This window comes from Polynucleobacter sp. Adler-ghost (assembly GCF_018688495.1).
GTDB lineage: Bacteria > Pseudomonadota > Gammaproteobacteria > Burkholderiales > Burkholderiaceae > Polynucleobacter.
In genome coordinates, this window is record NZ_CP061320.1 from 1,705,884 (window position 1) to 1,732,525 (window position 26,642).

A 26,642-nucleotide genomic window follows, 5' to 3' on the forward strand; every position below is an offset into this window, starting at 1 on the left:
TATTAAGTGGGTTGAGAGCTTAAATTAAAGCGCACAGGTAGATTCTTAGCTAATTCTTCCTTAGAGACCTTTTTCTTCACTTCAAATTTACCACCCTCAATACGGCTGATATAGTGGTCTGTAATGCCGCTATGGTCTTCCTTACGCAAAATTTTATCGCCCTCTGGGTGTGCTAATGAGTTTTTCATCTGCAAGCCTTCTAGCGCTTGGATTGCTCCAGGCATATCTTTGCGTGATTTGTAACCAGAAGCCTCAATAGCAGCCTTGAGTGCATAGATGTTTTCCCACGCTTGCCAGCAATGGGATTTAGCCATTACGCGATTTGAATTCTTTTCACGTGCATAAGTATCGTCAATTTCTAAAATTCGATTGAATTCTTTATGGGGCGCATCATCTTTATACTTTGTGTTACGTGGAAAGTTTTCTAAAATGTAGACGCCCTCTGCAGCACCACTTAAGGCATCTGGATCAATAGCCTCAATCGTTCCAGAAATCGAATAGAGCTTAGCTTTCTTATCTACACCCATTGATTTAGCCTGAGTAAAGTAGGCCACTGCCAAAGGTCCAAAGAAGATAGAAAAGACTACATCTGTATCTGGTGGAATTTGAGTCAAATATGGAACTAAATCTTTGGCATCCAGAGGAACAGGAATACCCTTTGTAATGCTTCCGCCCATTCTCTCAACAACCGCTTTTGCTTCAGCAAAATGACTTTGTCCCCATGCATAGTCAGCATAAACAACACACCATTTTTTTCCTAAATTTTCCATTGCCCATGGAACACCGGCTGCTGCAAGGGAATAGGTATCGCTACCTGTTCTAAAGCTATATCGAGTGCCTTTAGAGCCAGTAGCCTCAGTAGCCTCACCAGTTGAGAAGTAAGGTACTTTTAGTTCAGTGGCAATTGGAATGGAGGCCAACATTACACCAGAGTGAACAGAGCCAGTTACGAATTCAGCATTCATTCGCTGAATTAGATTTCTTAACTTTCTAGCTCCAGTTGCTGGATTGGATTCAGTATCTTCCGTTACTAATTCCACCTTGCGATTAGCGATACCGCCTTGTGCATTAATTAATTCAACGGCCTTACGTGCACATTTGTCATGCCAGTACCCCCATGATGAAAAACCGCCAGTAAGCTCAGCATGATGGCCAATAATGATGGGGCCGGCTGATTGTGCAAATAGGTTACTCACAATAGTCATATTTGCCAAACCTGCAGCGACTCCACCCTTCAAGGCGTAGTCCATTAATGTCCGACGGCCTGGATTAATAACATCAATATTACTTTTAATTTTTTTCATTTGAATCTCCCTTTAGTTATTAATAAACCACTAAACATGCATTCCCAAATGTTCATGAAGAATTTCAGGATTACTTCGTACGTCATCCGTTTTTGTTTCAAAAATAATGCTTCCTTTATCCATAACCAAAATACGACTACATAACCGAATTGCTGTTTGGACGTTTTGCTCTACCAGCAATATTCCGATTCCCGCTCCGTTTATCCTTTTTATTTCCTCTCTAATTTCAGACACTAAAATGGGCATAATTCCTTCAGTAGGCTCATCCAGCAAAATGATCTTTGGATGAATCAGCAATATTCTTGCTATAGACAACATTTGCTGCTCACCGCCAGACAAAGTGCCTGCCTGCTGATTGAGCCTCTCTTTGAGCCTCGGAAAACGCTCAAAAATGTAATCAGAAAGATCCGGTGAACACTCCTTTTTGTATCCTAAATACAGATTTTCTTTAACGGTCAAGTTCGGGAAAAGTCCCCTACCTTGCGGTACATAACCAACACCCATTCGAGGAATTTGATAAGGCGAAATCGTATTGATTAACTTTCCTTCAAACTGAATTGTTCCAGACTGGCATTTCAATAAACCCATAATCGTCTTTAATGTAGAGGTTTTCCCAACACCATTCCTACCTAGAATTGCTAATGACTCGCCTTGGTAAAGTCTAAAAGAAAGATCACGCAAAACGTTCACCTTCCCATATGATGATTTCACATCTTTTAGCTCAAGCAAAATCTCATTTGATGTCATGACAATTCCAATTCATCGCTACCAAAATAAATCTCCTTAACGCCATCGTTTCTTGAAATTTCTTCTGGAGTTCCTGCAGCGAATACTTTTCCAAATGCCATTACAGTTATGTGATCCGCCATTTTGAACACTACTTCCATATCATGTTCAATAATTACCACATGCACTTCCTTTGACAAATCAATGATCTTCTCAACAACCTTTTCAGTTTCAGCTGGGCTCATACCGCAAACTGGCTCATCGAAGAGTATTAGCTTTGGCTCTGCAATCATTGCCATTCCAATTTCTAAAACCGCTACATCACCATAAGATAGCGATCCAGCCTGCAGATGGGCAATCCGCTCCAAGTTAAGCTTTTCAATTATGGCTGAGACGCGATTATCGATACCAGTAAATTTAGAAGCATTAGCAAATGGATGTAAGTTTTTGGTATGGGCATTGGCCGTAACCCACAAATTCTCGTAGGTAGTCATTGACGGAAAAATACTCTTAATTTGTAACGTTCGTTTAATGCCAATGCGTGAAATTTCAAATGGCTTTAGGTTGGTAATTTCTTGACCTTCAAATTTGATTGACCCTGAGTCTGACTGAATAAACCCGGTAATTAAATTAAATAAAGTTGTCTTACCTGCCCCGTTCGGACCAATAATTGCATTTATTCCGCCCAGCTTAAAACTTAAGCTAACGTCATTTACTGCCAAAAGTCCACCAAATGCTTTGGTAAGGTTATTTATTTGAAGATAAGGCTTAGCACTCATTTTTTATCGCCCCCACTCTTCTTTAATAAAATTTGATTCCACATCCCTACAATCCCCTTGGGCGCGTAAATTACGACTAATATGGCGATCGCACCCACAATCAACGCGTAGTGTTGCCAATAACTAGAGATAACCTCTCTAATAAGAATGAAGAGAGCTGTGCCTACAAATGGCCCAGCTAAAGTGCCGGCTCCCCCAAGGATTGCCCACACGACACCTTCGCCCGATACGTGATAGAACATGTATGAAACTGACGCATATCGTCCAAACAGAGCAAATAGCGCGCCTGAGATTCCCGCAAAAATACCTGAAATCACAAATGCTGTCAGTTTTAATCGGTAAACATTTAGGCCAATTAGAGCGGCACGCGTTTCGTTATCCCTAACTGCCATTAGCGATTTTCCCAACGGACTTGAAACGAGCCGCTTGAATATAAAAAACAACAATGTAACTACAGCAAGAATAAAAAAGTATTGAGTTGTAGGGTTTGAAATCGTAAGTATTAAATCTCCAAACTTAAAAAGTTCAGGTGCAGTAAAATTTACCCCGTCATCTCCGCCAGTAATTGGCTTAATGGTTAATGCGATGAAGTAGAAAATGAGGGAAAAAACGACTGTAATTATTGCAAAATAATGCCAAGTCAGTCGAACTGCTAGAGCCCCTGTAATTAAAGCCATTAATCCAGCCGACGACACGCCCAAAAGAAAAGAACCCCAAAAGCCTAAACCCAGCATTGTTAAGCCCAGTGCCACTCCGTACATACCACATCCGAAGTAGAGAGCCTGTCCGAAAGAAAGTAGGCCAACATATCCGAATAAAAAATTGATACTTGCAGCAAAACAAGACCAAATTAGAATCTCTGTAAGAATGCTCATCCAGAAGGCATCCCCAATTACTGGGATGATCCAAGGTGCTGCTAAAAGAATGGCGAGCAGAAGATATGTGAGGATTTTGTTAACAATGGGTATCCTCATTTTGCCAACCCCTTAAAAAGACCTTGTGGTCGGAACAATAAAACAGCACTCATTAATACCAGTGAGAATATTCGCGCAATGGTTGGATCAGTAAATCCAGAAATAACACCCTCTAGGAACGAAAGCAGTACTGCTGCTGCCGCTGTTCCCGGCAAGTTTCCAAGACCGCCAATAATCACCGCCATAAAACAAAATGGAAGTATGTCTACCCCAGCCCGAAAGTCAACGGTTGTTATTGGGGCAGCCACTATGCCACCTAAGGTTGCCATTGCAAACCCGAGACCAAACGTAATCCAGAAAATAGATTGCGTAGGAATGCCTAGGGCTGTAGCACTATCTCGGTCATGCCTTACGGCGCGCATCCATGTTCCCAGCTTGGTCTTATTTAAGAATAGGAAGAAACAAGTAATCGCCGCGGCTGATATCAAGGCGGCGACTATTCTATAAATATCATACTCAACACCCAATAGATCAAAAGTACCTTGAATTGGCGAAACCAAGCGCTTTGGTGCAGCGCCAAAAGTCATACGCACAACTTCTTGGATAATCATAGACAAGCCAAATGTGGCAACGATCGACAGCTCGGCCGCATTTCTAAGCCTTTCCATCACTAGCTTTTGAATAAGCGCTCCAAGTAAAAAACCTATAAGTGGGACTAATATGAAAGCCGGCCAAAACAGGCCGGATACAGTGAAGATAACGTAAGTGAGCACTGTGCCCACCATGAAGAAATCGCCGTGGGCAAGATTAATCACATCCAGCAATCCAAAGATAATGGATAACCCTAATGCTATAAGCGCGATGATTAAGCCAAACACAAGGCCATTAATGGCTAAGACCGCGATGGTACTGCTCATGATGATGGGAGATTAGTTGTCATAGCCTCAATTTATTACACAACAATGAAATGATATATGTGAAATTTTGCAACATGCTTTGCACGTTTAAGCATACTCTTAAGGATTGCTGCTTGAAAATTAAATGAGCTCAAATCAGTAGCAATCAATCCAAATCTTTTTAAATTAAACGCGCCTTATTAGTGCATGATGATTCATTTTTGTGCAGACATTTAGTCATAACAAACATACCTATTCCTTAGTAGAAACCCCCTGTACGCAAAATTGCAAACAATCGTGTAAATATGCTCATTCAATAAAAAAATTATCAACATAGAATGAATTCACTATCAAGAGGGCCTACCAATGGAAACCAATCAAATCACTAAAGTAGCAGTAGCGCATGTTGCACCTGTTTTTATGAATAGAGCTAAAACAGTTGCAAAAGCAGTTTCATTTATTGAAGAAGCGGCTAAGAGTGGCGCCCAATTAGTAACTTTTCCAGAATCATTTATCCCTGGATTCCCTATCTGGCTAGCTCTTTGGGCGCCGATTGATAATCACGACCTATTTAAAAAAATAGTTGAAGAGAGCATCTACATAGATGGTCCAGAAATTAAAACGTTATCCACAGCTGCAAAGAAAAATAACATCTTTGTTTCAGTTGGGATTAGTGAAAAAAGCCACTCAAGCGTTGGCTGCATATGGAATTCAAATTTACTTTTTGATGATCAAGGTCAAATTCTGAACCATCATCGCAAATTAATGCCAACCTTTTACGAAAAGCTCGTTTGGGCTCCTGGTGATGGAGCTGGACTAAAGGTTTCGAAGACGCGCCTAGGCAATATTGGAAATTTAATATGCGGAGAAAATACAAATCCATTGGCTCGCTACACACTAATGACTCAAAGCGAACAAATTCATATTTCTAGCTGGCCACCGATTTGGCCAACAAAAAGGCCAGCAAGTGGTGATAACTATGACAACCTTGCTGCAAATAAAATCAGGGCGTCTGCACATTCTTTTGAAGCAAAGGCATTTGGAATAGTTTCGGCTAGCGTCTTAGATACTTACACTCGTGATTTTTTAATAAATCGGGATCCATCGGTTGCAGAGATTCTTGACAAAACACCAAAAGCAGCATCTTTCTTTGTAGATCCTACCGGAGCAGTAACGGGTGAATTTGCACAGGATGATGAAAAAATTATTTATGCTGAATTTGATCTAAGTAAATGCGTTGAGCCTAAACAATTTCATGATGTTGTGGGATATTACAATCGCTTTGATGTTTTTGATCTCCGCGTTTCTAATAAACGAATTGAACCGATTAGCTGGGTTAGAGAATCCAGTCAATCACATGAACAAGATAAGGCAAATATTGATCGTGCTGCCCTCAGCAATGCTGGATGATAATAAATCGATATGCTAAATACGGTTTCGGTGGATTCTGAGCAATCAATAAAGCTTTATGATTTTGAGCTTTCTGGTCACTGCCATAAGGTAAGGCTATTCTTGTCATTACTAGATATTTCCTTTGAAACTATTAATATCAATCTCCCCGAAGGTGAGCACAAAACTGATTTTTTCTTAGATTTAAATAGCTTTGGTCAAGTCCCTGTGATGCGAGATGGCGATTTAATTATTGCAGACAGTAACGCAATACTTATATACCTTGCCCTCAAATATGATCCCTTATCAGTGTGGCTTCCTGTCAATCCCATAAAGCAAGCCCAAATTCAAAGATGGCTAAGTGCAGCAGCTGGTCCGCTTGCATTTGGAGTTGCAAACTTAAGGGCCGCAAGAGTCTTTAAACGCACAGCGGATTCTCGTGCGCAAGAACTAAGTGACAAATTGCTATCGTCCATGGATTTAGAGTTATCTAAATCGAAATTTTTGTGTACAGATAAAAATCCGACTATTGCTGATATTGCTATGTATTCGTACACGGCACACTCCCCTGAGGGTGGAATAAATTTAGCCCAATATGAAAATATTGTGAGCTGGATTAAAAGCATTGAGTCACTACCTCGCTACCTAGGCATGAAAAGATCCTAGTGGTGATAGCATGGATTCAAGATAGGGTAGATCCACAGTCACATAACTTTAGTCAACCATGGCCATTCAAAAAGCCTTGATCTGCCGAAATAATGTCTTTTAGATAGTTAAATACTGCATTAATACGAGTTGAATACCTCAAGTCAGCATGAACACTAAGCCAAAGTTCACGAGTGACACAAACTTGATTTGTCAGGATTGGAATTAATCTGGGCTCATTTGCTACAGCAAATCGAGGCAAAAGCACTAGACCTAAGCCAGAAGAAGCGGCTGCCATTTGTGCCAACATACTATTAGAAGAGAATACGATTCTCGGAGTAGATACAACTTCATCTAACCACCTTACCGTGTCAACTTGAATCAGATCATCTATATAGCTCAAGAATTTATGATTTACAAGCTCCTCTGTAGATGTTGGTTTGCCGTGCAACTCAAAGTATTCCTGCGAGCCATACAAAGATAGTGCGAATAAGCCAATATTTTCACTCTCCATGCCTCTTCCCTCAGGCTTGAAAAAGCTGAGAAAGATATCCGCTTCTCGTCGATTTACATTAACTAATTGAGGGGAGGTGACCAATTCAAGACGTAATAAAGGGTAGATAGAAGAAAGATCTAGAAGCCGACGAGCTATATACAAAGAGCCTATACCCTCCATCATTGCTACGCGAATTATTCCGGCAGGCTCACTCCCTCTGCAACCCGTTAAATTTTCGCGCAAAGCAACTGCCCCACCCTCCATTGCCTCAACTTGGGGCAAGATTTGCTCTGCTAAAAGGGTTTTTTGAAGTCCATCCTTGCGCCGTTCAAATAGGGCGCCGCCTAAACACAGCTCTAGCTTAGAAATTCGACGGCTTATGGTGGAGTGGTCTACATGAACAATCTTTGCCGCTTGACTCAAATTACCTGAGCGCATTACAGCCAAGAATATCCTTAAATCATCCCAATCTAACTCTTCAATAGGAATTCTCTTAACACCCATTACAACTATCTCCAAAGAACTCGATTAGCCTATCAACGCATCAAAAAATATGTTTATTATTTTGACGCAAATCATTATGACACTAATATATTCTTTGAATTGCTCTTTTGCGCATACTGGTATAAATTAATCAAAGGGGTAGGCTGGTAGAGCGCTTAGACAAACTGGTTACAAATAATGAAAGAGGAAAAGTGGGCATTCAAATTAATATTGGTTTTTTACTATTCCCAAACCTGACACAACTTGATTTAACGGGTCCCGCTCAGGTACTTAGTCGCGTTCCAAATGCCAAAATTCATTTGGTGTGGAAGAATACAAATCCAGTAATAACTGATGTTGGCTTTTACATTAATCCAACAACATCATTTTTAGAATGCCCCCAACTTGACGTCCTTTGTGTACCAGGCGGATTTGGTATTGGCGACCAAATGGTTGATGAAGATACTCTTAATTTTCTGCGAAATCAGGGCAATAAAGCGAAATACATTACTTCCGTATGTAACGGCTCCTTAATTCTTGGTGCGGCTGGTTTGCTCCGAGGTAGAAAAAGTGCTTGTCACTGGATCTGGAAAAAATACCTGGCTAAATTTGGGGCAGAAGCAGTTGATGCTCGTGTAGTTCGGGATGGTAACCATATTTCAGGTGGAGGCGTTACCGCTGGCATTGATTTTGCTTATGTACTCGCTGCAGAACTTGCGGGAGAGGAAACTGCAAAAATGCTGCAACTTGGCCTAGAATATGATCCACAGCCGCCCTATGACTGCGGCACCCCCGATAAAGCAGGCATAGCTCTTGTTGATAAAGTACTAGCTCTACAGATAGAGCGAATAAAGAAAATTGAACTCAACATCGAAAAAGCATCATCAAGCTTATCGACACTAAGTTAGGCTGGGGTGGGCGTGTAGGGTTGACCTACGCCTTTTCTCATTAAGTCATTTATTTAGATCAACTGTTATTGGCCGATAGCAGTCTTTCATCACCTGCACACCACAATCTACAAGTAGTTGATTGCTCCAAGCTAGAGCCATATATCTATTGGGGTCTAGCAGCGATATTTGCTACACACCAACTACACAGAAAGAAAAACGACTTAGGAATTTCTCCCTAAGTCGTTGATTTCATTGGTGGGCCCACCAGGACTTGAACCTGGGACCAAAGGATTATGAGTCCTCTGCTCTAACCAACTGAGCTATAGGCCCGTTAGTCTTTGGATCAATCCTCTTCGAGGAAGGTCTTGAGTTTGTCGCTACGGCTTGGATGACGCATCTTTCTGAGTGCCTTAGCTTCGATCTGACGAATACGCTCACGAGTCACATCAAACTGCTTGCCCACTTCTTCGAGCGTGTGGTCTGTGCTCATCTCAACACCAAAGCGCATACGCAGTACTTTTGCTTCGCGGGGTGTTAATGAGTCTAGAACGTCTTTCACTACATCGCGCATCGAATCATGCAAGGCTGCTTCAGCTGGAGCTAAGGTATTGCTATCTTCAATGAAGTCGCCCAAGTTTGAGTCCGCATCGTCACCAATTGGTGTCTCCATGGAGATTGGCTCTTTAGCAATCTTCATAATCTTGCGAATCTTGTCCTCAGGAATTTCCATCTTGAGAGCCAAAGTTGCCGCATCCGGCTCATGACCAGTCTCTTGCAAGATTTGACGACTAATACGGTTCATCTTATTGATTGTCTCAATCATATGAACTGGAATACGGATCGTACGTGCTTGGTCAGCAATCGAACGGGTAATCGCCTGACGAATCCACCAGGTTGCATAAGTAGAGAACTTATAACCACGACGGTATTCGAACTTATCAACCGCTTTCATCAAACCGATATTACCTTCCTGAATCAAATCCAAGAACTGCAAACCACGGTTGGTGTATTTCTTAGCAATCGAGATTACCAAACGTAAGTTGGCAACAGTCATCTCACGTTTCGCTTCACGCGCACGCTTCTCACCAGCGATCATCTGCTTGTTCACTTCTTTTAATTCTGGAAGTGGTAATACAACCCGCGTCTGAATATCGATTAACTTTTGCTGTAACTCCTGAATCGCTGGAACGTTACGCTGCAGCAATGCTGAGTATGGCTTGTTTTCTTTGAGCAGCTTGTTTACCCACTCTAGATTCATCGACATTTTTGGGAAGTCTTTTAATACTTCGCCGCGATTAACGCCAACTTTATCTACTAACAAACTCACAATTCCGCGCTCGAGCTTCCAAACTTGATCCACTTGTGAACGCATGGTGTCACATAATTTCTCAACACTCTTTGCAGTCAAGCGGAAACCAAGTAACTCGCCACGAATAGCTTCTTGCGCCTTGATATACGCTGGACAGTTATAGCCCTCTTTATCAAAAGCACGACGCATCTTGTCTGACTGGGTACGTACAATTGCAAACTTCTCTAGAGAGATCTGCTTTAGCTCCTCTAATTGCTTAGCGTTAGCCGTAGCTGCGCCACCGCCACCGCCTCCACCTTCGTCTTCACCGCCTTCTTCATCACCCTCTTCAGCATCTGGGTCGATTTCTGGCTCTTCAGGTCCAAGCTTAATATCTTCGGCATTTGGATCAACTAATCCATCAACAAATTGATCAATCTCCATCTCGCCGCTAGCAATCTTGTCTACATTAGCCAAGATCTCGCCAATGGTGACAGGGCAAGCAGCCAAAGCCATCACCATATCTTTGAGGCCTGCTTCAATCTTCTTCGCAATCACGATCTCGCCTTCGCGAGTCAGCAAATCGACAGTACCCATCTCACGCATATACATACGCACTGGATCGGTTGTGCGACCGAACTCTGAATCGACAGTAGCTAAAGCGGCTTCGGCCTCTTCTTCAGCCTCTTCTTCGGAAGTGGTTGCTGAAGCATTCTCATTCAGGAGGAGCGTCTCAGCATCTGGAGCCTGCTCATACACAGTAATGTTGATGTCATTTAAGAGGCTGATCAATGTTTCTAATGCATCGGCATCTGACAACTCATCAGACATTACGTCATTCATTTCGCCATGAGTTAAGTAACCCTTGGACTTACCCATCTTGATCAATGTCTTCAGACGAGTACGGCGTAATTCTTGTTGCTCTTCGGAGCCTAACTGTTGTGCTGCGAATTCTTTTAGAAGCGCCTTTTCTTTTGCCTTACGCTCACGCGCTTTTTGACGATCTGTAAGAACCGGCTCAGCACCTTCCGCAGGCGCATCCGCTTTTGGTTTGCGACCTTTTTTTACTTCTTCGGCCACTGCAACTTCAGCCCCTACCTCAGCTGCTTTTACTTTTTTGCCCTTAGTTTCTTTAGCTTCTACAACTTCCTTAGCCGCTTTAGCAGTCTTAGCTGTCTTTGCTACCTCAGCCTTAGGAGCGGCAACCTTACCTTTTTTAGGTAACGCCACTTTTGCCGCTGGCTTTGCTGCAGTCTTTGTTGGAGCTTTTACTGCTTTAGCAGGGGCCTTCACTGGCTTGGCTGGTGCCTTGGCTTTGGCTACCGTCTTAACTGGTTTAGCTGGTGCCTTGGCTTTTGCCACTGGCTTGGCTGCTTTTGCCGGCGCTTTAGCTTTAGCCGCCGGTTTTGCAGGCGCCTTGGCTTTAGCCACTGGCTTGGCTGGTGCTTTGGCTTTCACTACTGGCTTTGCTGCTTTTGCTAGAGTTTTTGCTTTAGCTACTGGCTTAGCAGGCGCCTTGGCTTTAGCCGCTGGCTTGGCTGGTGCTTTGGCTTTTGCTACTGGCTTGGCTGGTTTAGCTGCTGGTTTTTTCTTGGTATTAGGCATTTATTAGCACTTACTCACGTTACTGATGATTGTTCTCGACTGCTTAGGCGCAGCCACTTGGTCCACTTGCCCCAAATTTCTTCAAAATAAAGCGCAAGTGGCTGAATTAAATCGGTTTTTTTCTGGGAACAGAGGATTATAGTCGATTCTGACTTTTTTACCCCCTTCATCAGTCAAAATAAGTGGGCAATTTCTGGTTTTTCTGGGATTAAATCAGAAAAATCTTAGGAGAATTTCAATCTTTCGCCTAGTTCGCGATATCGAGCTCGATCTTGCTCTGTCGCAGTGCTGCCAGCAATCTTTTGGGCGATTTCTGTCATTTCTGTTTTCAGGTGGGTCAGCTCCAGCTTTTTGAAAGCCCCATCTAAATCAGCAATCGCACCCTCAATCTCTAAATCGGAGCCCATGACCCGCTTTCTTAACACCTCATAGAGCGGGGCCAGCTCACTGCGAGATAGCTGCTCTTGGAACAAAGCGAATGCACCGGCACCCACTGTAGGTGGCTTGCCGTTCTCGCCGGGAATGAATTCAACTTGATCACATTGAATCAATAAATCCTTCATGAGCTCCAATGCTTTTTCTGAGCGTAGCTCGGAAGCCTGCAACGCAAGCGCCCTCTTATTAGCATCCAAAGCTTTTCCTAAATGTGGAAACTGAATCAAGACTCGCAACATCTGCTCCGCCAAATCAGTAGGGGCTTGCGGAGGTGGAATATTAAGTACCGGGGCTCTTTTCGCTGAACCCTTAGAGGCCTGCCAAGGCGCACCCTGAGTCCGGTTACCGTTATTAGCTTGCACAAAATGAGGTGCGCGTTGATTCGTTGCCGCATAAGAACCCTGCTGCACTGGTGCAGGCACTATCGTCAATCCGCAGAAAGACTCTAACTCTGCAGGCGTTGAATTAGTGCGAATGGCGAGCTCACGCAATATTTGCGTACGCAGAGCAATTGGTGGCATTGATAGCAGCATCGGTTTTGCTGCATGATGCGTTTGCGCTCTTCCTTCAGGCGTTGTCAACTCGTGGTCTTGACTTGCAATCTTAAAAAAGAAGCTTGAGAGCGACATGGCTTCTTTGATGATTTTTTCAAAAGCAGATGCACCATAAGCTCGGACATAACTATCGGGGTCATGCTCCGTCGGTAAAAATAAGAAACGAATTTCTTTGTCATCAGACATTAATGGGAGGCACGCTTCCAGCGCACGTTGCGCCGCACGCTGTCCAGCAGAGTCACCATCAAAGGAAAACACAATACGATCAGTTTGGCGCAACAACATACGTACGTGGTTTGCGGTACAGGCTGTACCTAGTGTGGCTACAGCATTAGGAAAGCCCAATTGCGCGAGTGCCACGACATCCATGTAACCCTCACATACAAGAACATATTCTTGAGAGCGGATGGCCTGCCTTGCCTCAAACAGACCGTACAAGGTATTACCTTTAGAGAACAATGGTGTCTCTGGTGAATTTAAATACTTGGGCTCACCTTGATCCAAGATGCGTCCACCAAAGCCAATGGTCTGTCCCTTAGGGTTACGAATCGGAAACATGATGCGATCACGAAAGCGATCGTAGCGTCTTGCAGTTTGATTATTGTCAGTCTGCTCGCTCTGAATCAGTAAGCCACCCTCAAGCAAAGTCTTAGCCACTTCATCATTGGTATAAGTGCCAAAGACTGCTTCAAGACCTTGCCAGCCATCGGGTGCATAACCTAAGGCATAACGTTTAGCAATCTCACCGGTAAGGCCGCGCCCCTTCAGGTATTCCACCGCACGCGGCGCTGCTTTCAATTGCTGGCGATACCAATCGGCAGCTGCACTCATCACCTCACTTAATGCCATAGTCTGCTGTTGGCGGGCAACATCATTCGCAGTGCGCTCTTCACGCGGCACATCCAATCCTGCAGAACGCGCTAAGTCCTCAATGGCATCGACATAACCAAGACCGGAATACTCCATGAGAAAACTAATAGCAGAGCCGTGCGCTCCGCAACCAAAGCAGTGATAGAACTGCTTGGTGGGTGATACTGAAAATGAAGGAGATTTCTCTGAATGAAAGGGGCACAAACCTTGAAAGTTCGCACCTGCTTTTTTTAGCTTCACGTGCTGCCCAACCACATCTACGATGTCTACCCGATTTAATAAATCGGCAATGAAAGATTGAGGTATGAGAGCCATCAGTAAGGTATGAGGCTGAGCTTGTTAACTTACTTAGCCAGCGCCGCTTTTACTAAACCAGAAACTTTGCCCATATCGGCTTTACCAGCCAACTGGCCTTTCAGAATGCCAATCACTTTACCCATATCTTGTGGACCGGCAGCACCAGTCGACGCAACTGCCGCAGCTACAGCTGCCTCTACTTCAGCATCAGACAACTGTGCTGGCAAGTAATCTTGGAGAATCAGCATTTCAGCTGCTTCGATTGCCACCAGATCATCACGATTGGCTTTTTCAAATTGGGAGATGGAGTCCTTGCGCTGCTTAATCATCTTCTCAATAGTGGTGATGACACTGGCATCATCCATCACAATGCGATCATCCACTTCACGCTGCTTGATTGCTGCTAATAAAAGACGAATTGTTCCAAGGCGTGCCACTTCTTTTGCACGCATTGCATTTTTCATATCTTCAGTAATTTGATCTTTCAGACTCATGGCATTTTCCTGGTATTCAATATCTCATAAATTGCTGGTGATTCAAAAGCAAAAACCCGCTGCGTTTCACCGTCAGCGGGTTTCAAAGCCTCTCGGTGAGGAGAGCTTTTAAATTCGATTAGTAAAGCTTTTTAGGCAACATCTGGCTACGAATACGCTTGTAATGGCGTTTAGCAGCAGCAGCCTTCTTACGCTTACGTTCAGCTGTTGGCTTCTCGTAGAACTCGCGGGCACGCAAGTCTGTCAAAAGGCCATTCTTTTCAATGGTGCGCTTGAAACGGCGTAATGCCACTTCAAAAGGTTCGTTCTCACGTAGGCGGACTGTAGTCATACTTGTTTAACTCGTATATGCTCGAAAAATATCGATAAATTAACTGAAATGCGATTCTAGCACGACCAAGTAAAAAATGATTGTTTTGGGCATAGAAACTTCTTGTGACGAGACCGGGGTAGCCATATACGACACCACCCCTTGGGAAAAACACGCCCCAGCCCATCAGGGCATCCTAGGACAGGCACTGCACTCCCAAATTGCCATGCATCGGGACTACGGAGGTGTTGTCCCGGAATTGGCCTCTAGAGACCACATAAAACGGGTTTTACCTCTTCTGGACGACACTTTGCATGAGGCTGGACTCAAATTAAAGGATCTTGATGCAGTCGCCTATACCCAGGGGCCTGGATTGGCTGGCGCCCTGCTCGTAGGTAGTGCTTTTGCCAAATCCCTTGCCCAGGGCCTCAATCTTCCCTCAATTGGGGTGCATCACCTTGAAGGGCACCTGCTTTCACCGCTTTTAGGGGTTTCTACACCAGAATTCCCCTTTATCGCCCTTTTAGTCTCCGGAGGGCATACCCAGCTCATGCTGATAAGCGGGGTTGGTAAGTACCAACTTCTAGGCGAAACCTTGGACGATGCCGCTGGCGAAGCTTTTGATAAAACCGCCAAATTACTGGGCTTGGACTATCCGGGCGGAGCTGCTATCTCCAAATTGGCAGAAAAAGGGCAGTCTGGACGATTCGACTTGCCCAAACCAATGCTGCACTCGGGAGATTTAGACTTTTCTTTCTCTGGACTCAAAACAGCAGTTCTGAACCAGGTGAAAAAATTTAACGCACTGGGTGTTACGGATTCGGATGACATAGCAGGCTTTCATGCGGATCTCGCGCGTAGCTTTGTCGATGCCTTAGTTGCAGTACTCGTGAGTAAATCTGAAAAAGCACTTAAACAAACTGGCTGCAAACATCTAGTGCTGGCAGGTGGTGTGGGCGCCAATTTGCAATTACGCGTAGCACTCAACGCCAGCGCCAAGAAAAATCGATTTGAAGTGCACTACCCACCAGTCGATCTATGTACCGATAACGGTGTGATGATTGCATTTGCTGGGGCACTGCGCATGTTGGCAGAAAATAATGGCTCAACTACTTCAGGTGCTTTTGATATCAAACCCCGCTGGGATTTGGCGAGCAATAATCTGACTTAGATTATTGCTGAGTTTATTACTTAGTCAGACTAATTTTGGCGTAGGCACTGTGATTGTGAATAGACTCAAAGTTCTCAGCCTCAACTACTAAAGACAAAATACGCTGATCACCTTTAAGCTGGCCTGCTACATCACGTACCAAGTCTTCCACAAACTTCGGATTGTCATAGGCACGCTCGGTAACCCACTTCTCATCAGGGCGCTTCAGTAAACCCCACAACTCGCTGGAGGCTTGGCTCTCAGCGGCTGCAACTAAATCTTCTACCGTCATCTTAGTCTGTGAATCAAGCTCTACTGACATGGTCACGTGCGATCGTTGATTATGCGCGCCATACTCCGAAATCTCTTTAGAGCAGGGGCACAAACTCATCACCGGAACTAGAGCGCGTAGGTTTAACTCAACATCAATCGCACCGGACGCATTTTGCTTTGCCTTTGCAGTCCAAGTTACCTCGTAATCCATCAAACTTTCAACACCGGATACAGGCGCAGCTTTTTTTACAAAGTGGGTGTAGGTGAATTGAATACGGCCTTCACTTGCATTCAGTAATGGCAACATCTCACGCACCATGGCAACCACGGATGAACTATCAATAGGTTCATTGTGTTTTTGCAGAAGCGCAATGAAGCGAGACATGTGAGTGCCCTTCACATGCGCAGGCAAAGCCACATCCATTTCAAAATTACCAACCGCTGGCATCACACCTGTCTGAGTACGAATATTCAATGGATGACGCAATCCCCGAATTCCCACCTGCTCAATTGGTAAAGCGCGCTCATCATGCAAGGACTGAATGTCCGGCATGGATTGCGGTTTAAGAAAGGCGGTGTTGATGTCGTTCATAACTCTATTTTCAGGCAAAAATGACTTATTTGCCCACAGCCACAGGATTTGCTACAGTTTTAGCCGGAAAACGCAGGGAAATCGCCTTTGCAATCCCCGCAACGTCCAGGCCACACTGACTCATCAAGAGTTTGTAATCGCCATGCTCCACGAATACATCAGGTAGACCTAATTGCAAAAGGGGTTTGTTTATCCCCATAGCAGAAAGTGCTTCTAAACACGCACTGCCTGCGCCCCCCTGAATCGCACCATCTTCAATCGTCACAAAATAATCATGGTCTTGGACCAAAGATTTGAGAAGCTCAAGATCCAATGGCTTAACAAAACGCATATTCGCAACCGAGGCATCCATTTGCTCAGCCACCTCGAGCGCTGGATAGAGCAAAGTTCCGAAAGCCAAGATCGCTATCCGCTGACCGGCAGGCGCGCTTGACTTACGACGTATTTCACCCTTACCCAATGGCACGGTACGTAATTCTTTGGAAGGTGTGGCTCCAACACCAGCACCACGTGGATAGCGCACTGCACTGGGGTGTGGTTGATGAAATGCAGTCGTCAATAAATCACGACACTCCGCTTCGTCTGCAGGTGTCAAGACCAACATATTCGGAATGCAACGTAAGAACGGAATGTCATAAGCGCCAGCATGGGTTGCGCCATCTGCACCAACTAAACCTGCACGATCCAAAGCAAACAGCACCGGCAGATCCTGAATCGCAACATCATGAATGAGTTGATCGTAGGCGCGCTGCAGGAAGGTTGAGTAAATAGCTACTACCGGCTTCATACCTTCACATGCCATACCTGCAGCAAAAGTCACTGCATGCTGCTCAGCAATACCAACATCGTAGTAACGTTTGGGAAAATTCTTTTCAAACTCCACCAGACCAGAGCCTTCACGCATTGCTGGCGTAATACCAATCAATAATGGATCGGCGTGCGCCATATCACACAGCCATTCACCAAAAACTTGAGTGAATGTTTTTGGAGAAGGAGTGGCGGACTTCCTAACCCCCTCCTCTGGATTAAATTTACTTGGGCCGTGATACAGCACTGGGTCTGCTTCAGCTAACTCATAGCCTTGACCTTTGCGAGTGACTACATGCAAGAACTGGGGACCGCGCCCCTCAAGCGCTAAGCGCCGAACATTTTGCAACATCGGAATAAGCGCGTCTAAATCATGGCCATCGATTGGGCCGAAGTAGTTAAAACCAAACTCTTCAAAAATAGTGGATGGGGAAACCATGCCCTTAGCATGATCTTCTAAGCGTTTAGCAAACTCGCGCAAAGGCGGTGCAATGGATAAAACACTATCGATGCCCTTCTTGGTTGCAGAGTAAATATTGCCACTCAATAGTCTAGCGAGATGTCGATTCAGTGCGCCCACTGCTGGCGAGATCGACATATCGTTGTCATTCAGAATGACCACCAATGGTAGGTCCTCATACACGCCTGCATTATTCATAGCTTCAAATGCCATGCCGCCAGTCATCGCGCTATCGCCAATTACCGCAACAGCGACTTGCCTCTCGCCTTTGGTTTGGAAAGCGCGGGCCATACCCATGGCCGCAGAAATACTTGTTGAAGAGTGGCCAGTACCAAAGGCATCGTACTCACTTTCAGCACGACGTGGAAAGCCTGACAAACCATCCAACTGGCGCAAGCTACTCATTCGCTCACGACGACCAGTCAAAATTTTGTGTGGATAACTTTGATGACCCACATCCCACACAATCCGATCATGCGGTGTGTCAAATACATAGTGTAAGGCGATGGATAACTCGACCGTACCTAAGTTAGAGGAAAGATGTCCGCCCGTTTTAGATACCGACTCCAACACAAACTGACGTAATTCATCTGCAAGCGCAGGAAGCTGCTCGCGAGAGAGTTTTTTTAGTTCGGCAGGTGAGTGGATGGAATTTAAAGTCATCAAATCTTTAGTAATCTTATTTGCCTCTATTAACTACCAATAGAGCCAAATCTTTCAGGGCCTCGGCTTTAGCACCAAAATCCTCTAAGCTAGCAATCGCCGTTTCTTGTAAATCTGCCGCTGCTTGCTTGGCATAGTCTAAACCCATCAAGGTCACATAGGTCGGCTTGTCATTGGCTGCGTCTTTTCCTGCGGTTTTACCCAAAGTTTGACTGTCTGCAGTGGCATCTAAAACATCATCCACAATTTGAAAAGCTAAGCCTAAGGCTTCAGAGTAGTTTTTGAGATGCTGCATTTGAGTTGGATTCAACTTGGCCGCAATACCACCCATCTGAACCGAGCAAGAAAGCAGAGCGCCTGTTTTCATGGCATGCATTTGCTTTAAGCCAGCTAGGTCTAATTTTTTGCCCACGCTCTCCAGATCAATCGCCTGACCACCGGCCATGCCGCGTGAACCCGATGCGCTAGCCAATGCACTGATCATTGCCAAGCGCGTTTCAGCATCGCACTGCGTATTTGCCAAAACCTCAAATGCGCGAGTCTGCAATGCATCGCCAACCAATAATGCAGTCGCCTCGTCATAAGCCTTATGCACAGTAGGACGTCCACGGCGTAAATCATCGTCATCCATACAAGGCAAATCATCATGCACCAAGGAATAAGCATGAATACATTCAATTGCAAACGCAGCAGAATCTAAAGCATGTTTTTTCTCTTCACTGAAATCATCGCCCAACTCACCCGCGGCGTAAACCAACAAGGGGCGAATACGCTTGCCACCACCTTGAGCGGCATAACGCATAGCCTCATGTAAACGTGCGGGATTGGCATTCGCTTTATCGAGCAAACTATCCAAAGCCAATTCAGTTCGCTGCCCATGAGCACGAACCCAATCTTCAAATGAAAGTACGTTGTTCATAAAGTAAAGTCTTAGGGCAGCTTAAGCCTCGAATACCCGAACTTGCTGCTCAACTTGAGCAAGCATGGCCTGGCAATGTTTTAGGAGTGCTGCACCACGTTGATAAGCCAAAAGCGTCTCTTCTAAAGAGAATTTGCCTGATTCCATATCAGAAATCAGCTTTTCCAACTCCTTAACAGCCTGCTCATAACGCAAATTAGGGTCGATTTGTAGCTCAAGACCGGACTTCTGATCTTCAGATTTCTTCGCTGGCATTGGCTTATTTCCTTCAAATTTCTAAGAGATGTAGTCCCATATATTAAAGCGAGATGGGGGTCAGATGGGTATAATCGCTTCCTTCCTTTCCAATATCGATCCGTCGATAGTTGGATTGGTTATTCCGCTTAGCTTCGGCTGACGTTTTCGGGGGTGGGGAGAATGACTAATCTGGCTACCGCGCAGCAGCTTGCGCCGTCCAACTTACAACTGCCGGTTTCGGCCTATTTTGACGTTGATCTCTATCAGCGTGAGATTGAACTGCTTTTTAAGCAGGGCCCAGGCTATGTTGGTCACGAACTCATGGTTCCCGAGATTGGTTCTTACCAAACTTTGATATCCGAGAATGAAGGCCGCTTATTAGTCCGAAACCAAGCGGGCGTTGAACTCCTTTCTAATGTCTGCCGTCATCGCCAAGCGCTCATGCTCAATGGCAAAGGTAGAGCAGACAACATTGTTTGCCCCTTACACCGCTGGACCTATGATTTAAACGGTCAACTCATGGGCGCACCCCATTTTGAAGATAAGCCTTGCCTTAATCTCGGTAAATCACCTTTGCAGAATTGGCAAGGACTTCTATTTGAGGGTCCACGTGATGTACGCACCGATCTTGCTAAGCTTGGCGTAGCTGATGATCTCAACTTTGAAGGCTACGTTCTAGACCATGTTGAGGTCCATGAGTGCAATTACAACTGGAAGACTTTTATTGAGGTCTACCTTGAGGACTATCACGTTGTACCGTTTCATCCAGGCTTGGGTAAGTTTGTTTCCTGCGAGGACTTACGCTGGGAATTCGGTGACTGGCACAGCGTGCAGACGGTTGGTATTCACAAGAACTTAGAGAAACCTGGCTCACCCATCTATCAAAAGTGGCATGAGGCAGTGTTGCGCCATCATCAAGGCAAGACACCACGACATGGCGCTATCTGGCTTACCTACTATCCCAATGTGATGGTCGAGTGGTACCCAGGTGTTTTATGTGTTTCTACATTACATCCATTGGGCCCTAATAAAACACGTAATGTGGTGGAATTTTATTACCCAGAAGAAATCGCACTCTTTGAACGAGAATTCGTAGAAGCAGAACGCGCAGCCTATATGGAAACCTGCATTGAGGATGATGAAATTGCAGAGCGCATGGATGCTGGTCGCGCCGCCTTACTAGCCCGTGGTCAAAATGAAGTGGGGCCATACCAAAGCCCCATGGAAGACGGCATGCAACATTTTCATGAATGGTACCGTCGAGCCATGAACTATCAAGGCGCATAATTCAGTAACACCCATCACGCTATCTATAGGAAGCCATCATGACGCCTCTCATTACTGCAAATCAATTAGAAGAAATTATTAACAGTGGTGAGAATGTATTGCTCTGTGATTGCCGCTTTGATTTAGTCGATCCACTAGCGGGTCGCAAGTCTTATTTAGAAGGTCATATTCCAGGGGCGCTCTATATCGATCTAGACCACGATTTATCAGGTGAAAAGACAGGTAAAAATGGTCGCCATCCGCTACCCAGTCCGCAGGCTTGGGCGCAAACCAAATCTCGCTTAGGCATTGACTCCAACACTTTAGTCATTGCCTACGACAATCAGGGCTCTGTCTATGCCAGTCGCCTATGGTGGATGCTCAAAGCCACTGGCCACGCCAATGTACAAGTCTTAGATGGCGGCCTAGATGCTTGGAATGGTCCCATCGGCACCTTGCCACGCGAAGCAACACCAACAACAACACCAGTACCCACCATGCCTTATGTTGGCTTAGTGACAGTTGAAGAGGTTGTTCACAATCTCCAGACTAAAATGAATGTCATTGTTGATGCTCGTGCAAATGATCGCTTCCATGGTCAAAATGAAACCTTAGATCCGGTTGGCGGACATATCCCCAACGCAATCAATTACTGCTTCAGAGAAAATCTTTCCAGAAAGAGTTTTAAGGCCCCAGAACAACTCTTCAAAGACTTTGTAGATCTTTTAGGCTCAACCAAACCTTCTGAAGTCATTCATCAGTGCGGTTCTGGAGTTACGGCTTGTCATAACCTGCTAGCTATGGAAGTTGCTGGCCTTAAGGGCTCACGTGTATACGCAGGTAGCTGGAGCGAATGGTGTGCTGACCCAAGCCGACCAGTAGCCCTTTAATGCAAAAGTGAAAGCAGAATTACCAAGCCAACGCCGCAGGCAATCAAAATCGTTTGACGCAAAGATTCAGCCCAATGTGGGCGCCGGTGCATCTGTGGAATCAGATCACTTACCGCAATATAAATAAAACTACTTGAGGCAATGACCAATAAATAAGGCATTACCGCATGAGCCCGCTCCAAAAAGAAGTAAGCCAATACACCACCTAGTACTGCAGCTAAGCCGCAAATGAAGTTGTATATCAAAGCACGAGTGCGGGTAAATCCAGCGTTCAGCAATACGATGAAATCACCAATCTCTTGCGGAATCTCGTGAGCAATGATGGCAATCGCAGTAAAGATACCCACCTGGTAATCAGCCATGAACGCGGCGGCAATCAAGACACCATCAACAAAATTGTGTATGCCATCGCCGACCAAAATCATCCAGCCACTACGACCCGCGACTTCCGCATCATGACCATGGTGATGATCATGACCATCTCCTTCGTGATGATGGCTATGACGTAATAAAGAAATTTTCTCGAGCAAGAAAAAGCCTAAAAGTCCTGCAAGCAAGGTGGCAAATAGCAGCTGCGGGTTCACGCCCGGCATCGTGAAGGCTTCGGGCAATGAATGAAGCAAGGCAGTGGCTAGCAAAATACCCACTGACACACTTACCATGCTATGAACCATCTTTGATAGCAAAGACAAAGAAAAACTTGCAGCAACGAGAACGCTAGTAGTCCCCGCTAGCGCTGTTACCAACAAGATGCTTTGCAATACTGACATGGAAATTAGGCAACCCCGTTTTGTTTAAACCAGGCAATGCATTTTTCCCAACCATCTTTTGCAGGACCTTCGCGATAGGTAGCGCGGTAGTCTGCATGGAAAGCATGTGGTGCATCAGGATAGATTTCAAAACGAGAGGCTTTGGCTGCTGGATTTTTGGGGGCTGCTTTTGCAAGTGCTTCACGCATTTGCTCAACACTCTCTAAGGATATTCCGGTATCAGCACCACCATATAAGCCCAGCACTGGGGCTTTGAGGTCAGCGGCAATGTCCACAGGGTGGCGCGGATTACCTTCTGTTTTTTCACCAATGACGCGGCCATACCAAGCTACACCAGCTTTCACCTGAGGGAGCGTGGCCGATAGCCAAGTAATGCGACCACCCCAGCAAAATCCAGTAACGCCAACTTTTTTCAAGTTGCCACCGTTCTTGCCGGCCCATACTAAGGCTGCTTGTAAGTCATTAAGAACTTGAGTATCACCAGTTGGGGCAACGATATTTTTTTGAATCTCGGCAATAGTGCCGTAAGTGTTCGGATCGCCAGCACGTGTAAAGAATTCCGGAGCAATTGCCATGTAACCCAATTTAGCAAAACGTCGCGTGACATCGGCAATGTATTCGTGTACGCCAAAGATTTCGCTGGCAACAATCACAATCGGCAAAGCACCTTTGGCTTTTTCTGGGCGTGAAACATAAGCAGGCATCTGAAAACTTCCTACTGGAATCATTTGCTCGCCTGCTTTAATGCCGGTGAAATCCGTTTCGATCGCTGCGGCCATGACTGGCTCAGAAGCGGCTACAAATCCAATTCCCATGGTTGTTGCTGTAATAGCAGAGGCTTTCATAAAACCCCTTCTATCGCTAGACACCATTTTTGAACTCTGATCTTTTTTAGTTGTCATCTCTTAGTCTCCTGATTTAGTGCGCTTCTTCCCAATTATCGCCAATCCCAATACCCACTACCAGCGGAACCTTCAGCTCAGCCACCTTACACATTAAATCGGGTAGTTTTGCTTGTAAAAGCGCCAGCTCATCTAGTGGTACGTCAAATACCAGCTCATCGTGGACCTGGAGCAACATGCGAGTCTTGAGCTGCTCTTTTTCCAACCAGTTTTCGACCGCAATCATGGCCAATTTGATCAGATCAGCTGCAGTTCCCTGCATTGGCGCATTAATTGCGGCCCGCTCTGCTCCTTGGCGGCGAGGACCGCTCCCCTTAATTTCTGGGAGCCATAGCCGTCTACCAAAGACTGTTTCAACATAACCATTCTCTCTAGCCTCCAAACGAGTTCGCTCCATATACTGAGCAACTCCTGGATAGCGATCAAAGTACTTGGCAATATAGTTCTGGGCTGCTGAACGCTCGATACCAAGATTACCGGCTAGGCCAAAGGCACTCATGCCATAAATTAAGCCAAAGTTAATGACCTTGGCATAGCGACGCTGCTCGGATGTCACACTTTCCAGGGGCACCCCAAAGATCTCGGCAGCTGTAGCTTGGTGTACGTCTTTACCTGCAGCGAATGCAGCTAATAAGTTTTCATCCTCAGCAATGTGCGCCATGATGCGTAATTCAATTTGTGAATAGTCGGCGGAAAGCAACTTACAACCCTCGGCCGGAATGAACGCCTCTCGAATTCGACGACCCTCTTCCGTGCGTACAGGAATATTTTGCAAGTTCGGATCACTTGAAGCCAAACGCCCCGTCACCGCAGTCGCCTGAGAAAAACTCGTATGTACTCGTCCTGTTTTAGAGTCTGCCATACGCGGGAGCTTCTCGATGTAGGTCGACATCAACTTAGCGAGACTACGATAATCCAAGATACGCGCAGGCAAGGGATAGTCTTCTGCCAACTTCTGCAACACCTCCTCATCAGTCGATGGCGCACCGGATGGCGTCTTTTTAATTACGGGAAGCTCTAACTGTCCAAATAAAATCTCTGCGATCTGCTTGGGGGACTGAATATTAAAAGGCTGCCCAGCTAACTTATGAATCTCGCCCTCTAAAGCAAGCAAACGTTTGCCGACCTCTTGACCTTGCTGAGCTAGCAAGGCAGAGTCAATCCGAATTCCATTGCGCTCCATAACGCCCAAGACCCGCATTGCTGGCATCTCTATATTTTCATAAACATACAGGAGACCAGGGCTTGCCTGAATTTGTGGCCACAATACTTGATGCAATCGTAAGGTAATGTCAGCATCTTCTGCCGCGTAGTCGGTAGCGATCTTCAGGTCGACTTGATCAAAGCCAATCTGATGCACACCCTTTCCACATACCTCTTCATACTTAATGGTCTTCATGCCGAGATGTCGCTCAGCTAAGTTATCCATATTGTGTGGCATATGCGATTCGAGTACATAAGATTCCAACATAGTGTCAAAAGTAATGCCTTGCAAAGCAATGCCGTAGTTCGCAAAGATGTGACTGTCGTACTTGAGGTTTTGCCCTACCTTTAGATTGGTAGCGCTTTCTAGCCAAGGCTTCATGCGCGCCAACACCAGTTCGCGGCTAAGCTGAGCTTCTCCATTGCGATGCGCTACTGGTATGTAACATGCCTCTCCAGGAGTGATGCAAAGCGAGATGCCAACAAGCTCAGCAGATAGAGCATCTATGCTAGTGGTTTCGGTATCCACCGCCGTAAGAGCAGCTCCTTGAATTTTTTTAATCCAATGATCTAGCGTCACTTCATCAACTACACACTCATAGTGTTTTGCAATCGCACCTTGCAAATCCGTCGTTTCTTGAGATAAGGCAGTGGTCGCTTCTGTAGCAGTGGGGCCAAATTTCTTGGTTGTGCCTTTTACATTCCCTTCAGCAGCATTTTTAATGGGACTACCGGCTAAATCAAAGTCGCTATTGGCCTCAAGAACCGCTCCACCCAATTGCTTCTCAACGTCACGTAACCAAGTCTTAAAAGCGTAGCGCTCAAACAACTCACGCAAAAGCGGCGCATCTTCTGGTTTTGCATGCAGGTCATCTAAACCCGGAAGATGTGGAGATAAATCGCAATCGGTTTTGACCGTAATGAGCTGACGTGCTTGCGGCAGCCACTCCAAACTATTTCGCAAGTTCTCGCCAACAACACCCTTCACTTGGTCAGCATTTGCCATCAGGTTATCTAAGTCACCAAACTCAGCCAACCATTTGTTTGCAGTTTTGGGGCCGGCTTTAGGAACGCCTGGTACGTTGTCAACCGCATCACCAATGATGGAAAGGTAATCTACGATGCGCTCTGGAGGCACTCCGAATTTTTCAATGACGCCATTGATATCCAACTTCTCATTGGTCATCGTATTAATTAAGGTGACAGAAGCGTTCACTAGCTGAGCCAAATCTTTATCGCCAGTAGAAATAATCGTTTCCCAGCCAGCTTGGGTTGCTTGGCTAGCTAAGGTGGCAATCACATCATCGGCCTCAACCCCAGAAACCATTAATACCGGCCAACCCAAAGCCTTCACCATGGCATGGATCGGCTCAATCTGCTTGACTAAATCTTCAGGCATGGGCGAGCGATGTGCTTTGTACTCAGGATACATTTCGTCCCGGAAAGTCTTACCTTTAGCGTCGAAAACACAAGCAATGTGGTCAGCCTTGAGTTCCGAGCGAGCTCGGCGCATCATATTCACCATTCCATAGATGGCCCCAGTTGGGTCGCCTACCCCATTTCTAAGGTCTGGCATGGCATGGAAGGCGCGATAGAGGTAGCTAGAGCCGTCTACCAACAAGAGTCTATGTTTAGTCATACCGCAATCGTACAATCTAGTTGCTAACTGCCTACAGATCAGGTTCAAATCCACCTGAAAAGAGGCCTAAAAAGGTGAAAAATGATGCACGCTCTAACTAACTTACTCCACTCTTCTTTGAGCCAAACCCTTGTTCTGACAAGCTTTTTTGTGGCTTCTGCCTCTTTTGGCCAGAATTTTGCACACGCCCAAAACAATTCTCAAGCTCTGAGCCCCTCCGAGTTGCAGCGTATCAATAGTCAGCCTTTAGCACCCGCAGTGAGCGCCTCTCAAGCAACCAGCGCACCTGAAGGTCGTAAACCGAGCTTTCAACACAAAGAAGCTACTGGCACTGAAATTACCGAATACAAAGATACCAATGCACCCACCCAGGTGGACGTTAAGACACGCTATACCAGCTACGAAATGGCGCCCCCGGCAACAGTGATGCCTGGCATACCAAAAGAAACTGACCTGATCAGCGTACCGAGCATCAGCATTCCTTTTTAATCTTTAT

At 45.5% G+C, this 26,642-nt stretch carries 24 protein-coding genes and 1 tRNA gene; 7 read left to right on the forward strand and 18 right to left on the reverse strand.

Features of this window, described 5'->3' with window-relative positions:
* Positions 1–2: 2 nt before the first annotated feature.
* From ICV89_RS08925 to ICV89_RS08945, 5 genes are read right to left on the reverse strand one after another with little or no spacing between them, the layout of a single operon-like run.
* Positions 3–1,304, reverse strand: a complete 1,302-nt coding sequence (locus ICV89_RS08925) for an ABC transporter substrate-binding protein (protein WP_215308308.1) — start codon at positions 1,302–1,304, stop codon at positions 3–5.
* A 30-nt stretch (positions 1,305–1,334) separates the two neighbouring features.
* Positions 1,335–2,051, reverse strand: coding sequence for an ABC transporter ATP-binding protein (locus tag ICV89_RS08930; protein ID WP_215308310.1), 717 nt, complete (start codon positions 2,049–2,051; stop codon positions 1,335–1,337).
* Positions 2,048–2,809: an ABC transporter ATP-binding protein gene (locus ICV89_RS08935; protein WP_215308312.1), complete on the reverse strand. Its 762-nt coding sequence runs from the start codon at positions 2,807–2,809 to the stop codon at positions 2,048–2,050. The genes ICV89_RS08930 and ICV89_RS08935 overlap by 4 nt, the downstream gene beginning before the upstream one ends.
* Positions 2,806–3,783, reverse strand: coding sequence for a branched-chain amino acid ABC transporter permease (locus tag ICV89_RS08940; RefSeq protein WP_215308314.1), 978 nt, complete (start codon positions 3,781–3,783; stop codon positions 2,806–2,808). Before ICV89_RS08940 ends, ICV89_RS08935 begins: the two co-directional genes overlap by 4 nt.
* Positions 3,780–4,640: a branched-chain amino acid ABC transporter permease gene (locus ICV89_RS08945; protein ID WP_215308316.1), complete on the reverse strand. Its 861-nt coding sequence runs from the start codon at positions 4,638–4,640 to the stop codon at positions 3,780–3,782. The genes ICV89_RS08940 and ICV89_RS08945 overlap by 4 nt, the downstream gene beginning before the upstream one ends.
* Before the next feature lie 345 nt (positions 4,641–4,985).
* Here ICV89_RS08945 and ICV89_RS08950 point away from each other — a divergent pair, with 345 nt between their 5' ends.
* The gene (locus ICV89_RS08950) at positions 4,986–6,029 is read left to right on the forward strand and encodes a carbon-nitrogen hydrolase family protein (protein WP_215308318.1); all 1,044 of its coding nucleotides are present in this window, start codon (positions 4,986–4,988) and stop codon (positions 6,027–6,029) included.
* Positions 6,030–6,059: 30 nt separating this feature from the next.
* Positions 6,060–6,674: a glutathione S-transferase family protein gene (locus ICV89_RS08955; protein WP_251370827.1), complete on the forward strand. Its 615-nt coding sequence runs from the start codon at positions 6,060–6,062 to the stop codon at positions 6,672–6,674.
* A 52-nt stretch (positions 6,675–6,726) separates the two neighbouring features.
* Here the strand turns inward: ICV89_RS08955 and ICV89_RS08960 are convergent, their stop codons facing one another.
* Entirely contained in the window at positions 6,727–7,653 is a 927-nt protein-coding gene (locus tag ICV89_RS08960) for a LysR family transcriptional regulator (RefSeq protein WP_215308322.1), read from the reverse strand.
* A gap of 191 nt (positions 7,654–7,844) precedes the next feature.
* On the opposite strand from ICV89_RS08960, the gene ICV89_RS08965 reads away from it, so the two are divergent.
* Positions 7,845–8,540 carry a DJ-1/PfpI family protein gene (locus ICV89_RS08965; protein WP_215308323.1) on the forward strand — a complete coding sequence of 232 codons (696 nt, stop codon included), beginning with the start codon at positions 7,845–7,847 and terminating at the stop codon, positions 8,538–8,540.
* Between the two features lie 235 nt (positions 8,541–8,775).
* Here ICV89_RS08965 and ICV89_RS08970 read toward each other — a convergent pair.
* From ICV89_RS08970 to rpsU, 5 genes are all read right to left on the reverse strand, one after another.
* Positions 8,776–8,852 (reverse strand) — tRNA-Ile (locus ICV89_RS08970).
* A 13-nt stretch (positions 8,853–8,865) separates the two neighbouring features.
* The gene (gene rpoD / locus ICV89_RS08975; protein ID WP_215308324.1) at positions 8,866–11,415 is read right to left on the reverse strand and encodes an RNA polymerase sigma factor RpoD; all 2,550 of its coding nucleotides are present in this window, start codon (positions 11,413–11,415) and stop codon (positions 8,866–8,868) included.
* A gap of 224 nt (positions 11,416–11,639) precedes the next feature.
* Positions 11,640–13,589, reverse strand: coding sequence for a DNA primase (dnaG, locus tag ICV89_RS08980; RefSeq protein ID WP_215308325.1), 1,950 nt, complete (start codon positions 13,587–13,589; stop codon positions 11,640–11,642).
* Positions 13,590–13,618: 29 nt separating this feature from the next.
* Positions 13,619–14,065: a GatB/YqeY domain-containing protein gene (locus ICV89_RS08985; protein WP_215308326.1), complete on the reverse strand. Its 447-nt coding sequence runs from the start codon at positions 14,063–14,065 to the stop codon at positions 13,619–13,621.
* Positions 14,066–14,183: 118 nt separating this feature from the next.
* Positions 14,184–14,396, reverse strand: a complete 213-nt coding sequence (rpsU, locus tag ICV89_RS08990) for a 30S ribosomal protein S21 (protein ID WP_011903537.1) — start codon at positions 14,394–14,396, stop codon at positions 14,184–14,186.
* A 76-nt stretch (positions 14,397–14,472) separates the two neighbouring features.
* On the opposite strand from rpsU, the gene tsaD reads away from it, so the two are divergent.
* A complete protein-coding gene (gene tsaD / locus ICV89_RS08995; RefSeq protein ID WP_215308327.1) occupies positions 14,473–15,546 on the forward strand; it encodes a tRNA (adenosine(37)-N6)-threonylcarbamoyltransferase complex transferase subunit TsaD in 1,074 nt (357 codons plus the stop codon).
* A 16-nt stretch (positions 15,547–15,562) separates the two neighbouring features.
* On the opposite strand, the gene folE2 is transcribed toward tsaD, so the two are convergent.
* The 4 genes from folE2 to xseB are packed head-to-tail and all read right to left on the reverse strand — an operon-like array spanning position 15,563 to position 19,494.
* On the reverse strand, positions 15,563–16,390 hold the full coding sequence (folE2, locus tag ICV89_RS09000; RefSeq protein WP_215308328.1) for a GTP cyclohydrolase FolE2: 828 nt from the start codon (positions 16,388–16,390) through the stop codon (positions 15,563–15,565).
* Between the two features lie 25 nt (positions 16,391–16,415).
* Positions 16,416–18,320, reverse strand: a complete 1,905-nt coding sequence (gene dxs, locus ICV89_RS09005) for a 1-deoxy-D-xylulose-5-phosphate synthase (RefSeq protein ID WP_215308329.1) — start codon at positions 18,318–18,320, stop codon at positions 16,416–16,418.
* Positions 18,321–18,336: 16 nt separating this feature from the next.
* Complete coding sequence (locus ICV89_RS09010; protein WP_215308330.1) at positions 18,337–19,239, reverse strand: polyprenyl synthetase family protein; 903 nt, start codon at positions 19,237–19,239, stop codon at positions 18,337–18,339.
* Positions 19,240–19,260: 21 nt separating this feature from the next.
* Positions 19,261–19,494 (reverse strand): exodeoxyribonuclease VII small subunit, encoded by a 234-nt coding sequence (gene xseB, locus ICV89_RS09015; protein WP_215308331.1) that lies wholly within the window; start codon positions 19,492–19,494, stop codon positions 19,261–19,263.
* A gap of 162 nt (positions 19,495–19,656) precedes the next feature.
* Here xseB and ICV89_RS09020 point away from each other — a divergent pair, with 162 nt between their 5' ends.
* Positions 19,657–20,763, forward strand: coding sequence for an aromatic ring-hydroxylating dioxygenase subunit alpha (locus ICV89_RS09020; protein ID WP_215308332.1), 1,107 nt, complete (start codon positions 19,657–19,659; stop codon positions 20,761–20,763).
* A 38-nt stretch (positions 20,764–20,801) separates the two neighbouring features.
* Entirely contained in the window at positions 20,802–21,632 is an 831-nt protein-coding gene (locus ICV89_RS09025; protein WP_215308333.1) for a sulfurtransferase, read from the forward strand.
* Here the strand turns inward: ICV89_RS09025 and ICV89_RS09030 are convergent.
* The 3 genes from ICV89_RS09030 to polA are packed head-to-tail and all read right to left on the reverse strand — an operon-like array spanning position 21,629 to position 26,146.
* A complete protein-coding gene (locus ICV89_RS09030) occupies positions 21,629–22,402 on the reverse strand; it encodes a ZIP family metal transporter (RefSeq protein WP_215308334.1) in 774 nt (257 codons plus the stop codon). The two genes, ICV89_RS09025 and ICV89_RS09030, sit on opposite strands and share 4 nt — an antisense overlap.
* Before the next feature lie 5 nt (positions 22,403–22,407).
* Positions 22,408–23,304, reverse strand: coding sequence for a dienelactone hydrolase family protein (locus ICV89_RS09035; protein ID WP_215308335.1), 897 nt, complete (start codon positions 23,302–23,304; stop codon positions 22,408–22,410).
* A 16-nt stretch (positions 23,305–23,320) separates the two neighbouring features.
* Positions 23,321–26,146 carry a DNA polymerase I gene (gene polA, locus ICV89_RS09040; protein WP_215308336.1) on the reverse strand — a complete coding sequence of 942 codons (2,826 nt, stop codon included), beginning with the start codon at positions 26,144–26,146 and terminating at the stop codon, positions 23,321–23,323.
* 81 nt (positions 26,147–26,227) lie between these two features.
* On the opposite strand from polA, the gene ICV89_RS09045 reads away from it, so the two are divergent.
* Positions 26,228–26,635 (forward strand): hypothetical protein, encoded by a 408-nt coding sequence (locus ICV89_RS09045; protein ID WP_251370828.1) that lies wholly within the window; start codon positions 26,228–26,230, stop codon positions 26,633–26,635.
* Positions 26,636–26,642: the final 7 nt, after the last annotated feature.

Excerpts from the sequence above, each read along its gene's own strand:
- ICV89_RS08925 (WP_215308308.1), bottom strand. The coding sequence starts at position 1,304 with ATGAAAAAAATTAAAAGTAATATTGATGTTATTAATCCAGGCCGTCGG.
- ICV89_RS08930 (WP_215308310.1), bottom strand. The coding sequence starts at position 2,051 with ATGACATCAAATGAGATTTTGCTTGAGCTAAAAGATGTGAAATCATCA.
- ICV89_RS08935 (WP_215308312.1), bottom strand. The coding sequence starts at position 2,809 with ATGAGTGCTAAGCCTTATCTTCAAATAAATAACCTTACCAAAGCATTT.
- ICV89_RS08940 (WP_215308314.1), bottom strand. The coding sequence starts at position 3,783 with ATGAGGATACCCATTGTTAACAAAATCCTCACATATCTTCTGCTCGCC.
- ICV89_RS08945 (WP_215308316.1), bottom strand. The coding sequence starts at position 4,640 with ATGAGCAGTACCATCGCGGTCTTAGCCATTAATGGCCTTGTGTTTGGC.
- ICV89_RS08950 (WP_215308318.1), top strand. The coding sequence starts at position 4,986 with ATGGAAACCAATCAAATCACTAAAGTAGCAGTAGCGCATGTTGCACCT.
- ICV89_RS08960 (WP_215308322.1), bottom strand. The coding sequence starts at position 7,653 with ATGGGTGTTAAGAGAATTCCTATTGAAGAGTTAGATTGGGATGATTTA.
- rpoD (WP_215308324.1), bottom strand. The coding sequence starts at position 11,415 with ATGCCTAATACCAAGAAAAAACCAGCAGCTAAACCAGCCAAGCCAGTA.
- dnaG (WP_215308325.1), bottom strand. The coding sequence starts at position 13,589 with ATGGCTCTCATACCTCAATCTTTCATTGCCGATTTATTAAATCGGGTA.
- ICV89_RS08985 (WP_215308326.1), bottom strand. The coding sequence starts at position 14,065 with ATGAGTCTGAAAGATCAAATTACTGAAGATATGAAAAATGCAATGCGT.
- rpsU (WP_011903537.1), bottom strand. The coding sequence starts at position 14,396 with ATGACTACAGTCCGCCTACGTGAGAACGAACCTTTTGAAGTGGCATTA.
- tsaD (WP_215308327.1), top strand. The coding sequence starts at position 14,473 with ATGATTGTTTTGGGCATAGAAACTTCTTGTGACGAGACCGGGGTAGCC.
- folE2 (WP_215308328.1), bottom strand. The coding sequence starts at position 16,390 with ATGAACGACATCAACACCGCCTTTCTTAAACCGCAATCCATGCCGGAC.
- dxs (WP_215308329.1), bottom strand. The coding sequence starts at position 18,320 with ATGACTTTAAATTCCATCCACTCACCTGCCGAACTAAAAAAACTCTCT.
- ICV89_RS09010 (WP_215308330.1), bottom strand. The coding sequence starts at position 19,239 with ATGAACAACGTACTTTCATTTGAAGATTGGGTTCGTGCTCATGGGCAG.
- xseB (WP_215308331.1), bottom strand. The coding sequence starts at position 19,494 with ATGCCAGCGAAGAAATCTGAAGATCAGAAGTCCGGTCTTGAGCTACAA.
- ICV89_RS09020 (WP_215308332.1), top strand. The coding sequence starts at position 19,657 with ATGACTAATCTGGCTACCGCGCAGCAGCTTGCGCCGTCCAACTTACAA.
- ICV89_RS09025 (WP_215308333.1), top strand. The coding sequence starts at position 20,802 with ATGACGCCTCTCATTACTGCAAATCAATTAGAAGAAATTATTAACAGT.
- ICV89_RS09030 (WP_215308334.1), bottom strand. The coding sequence starts at position 22,402 with ATGTCAGTATTGCAAAGCATCTTGTTGGTAACAGCGCTAGCGGGGACT.
- ICV89_RS09035 (WP_215308335.1), bottom strand. The coding sequence starts at position 23,304 with ATGACAACTAAAAAAGATCAGAGTTCAAAAATGGTGTCTAGCGATAGA.
- polA (WP_215308336.1), bottom strand. The coding sequence starts at position 26,146 with ATGACTAAACATAGACTCTTGTTGGTAGACGGCTCTAGCTACCTCTAT.
- ICV89_RS09045 (WP_251370828.1), top strand. The coding sequence starts at position 26,228 with ATGATGCACGCTCTAACTAACTTACTCCACTCTTCTTTGAGCCAAACC.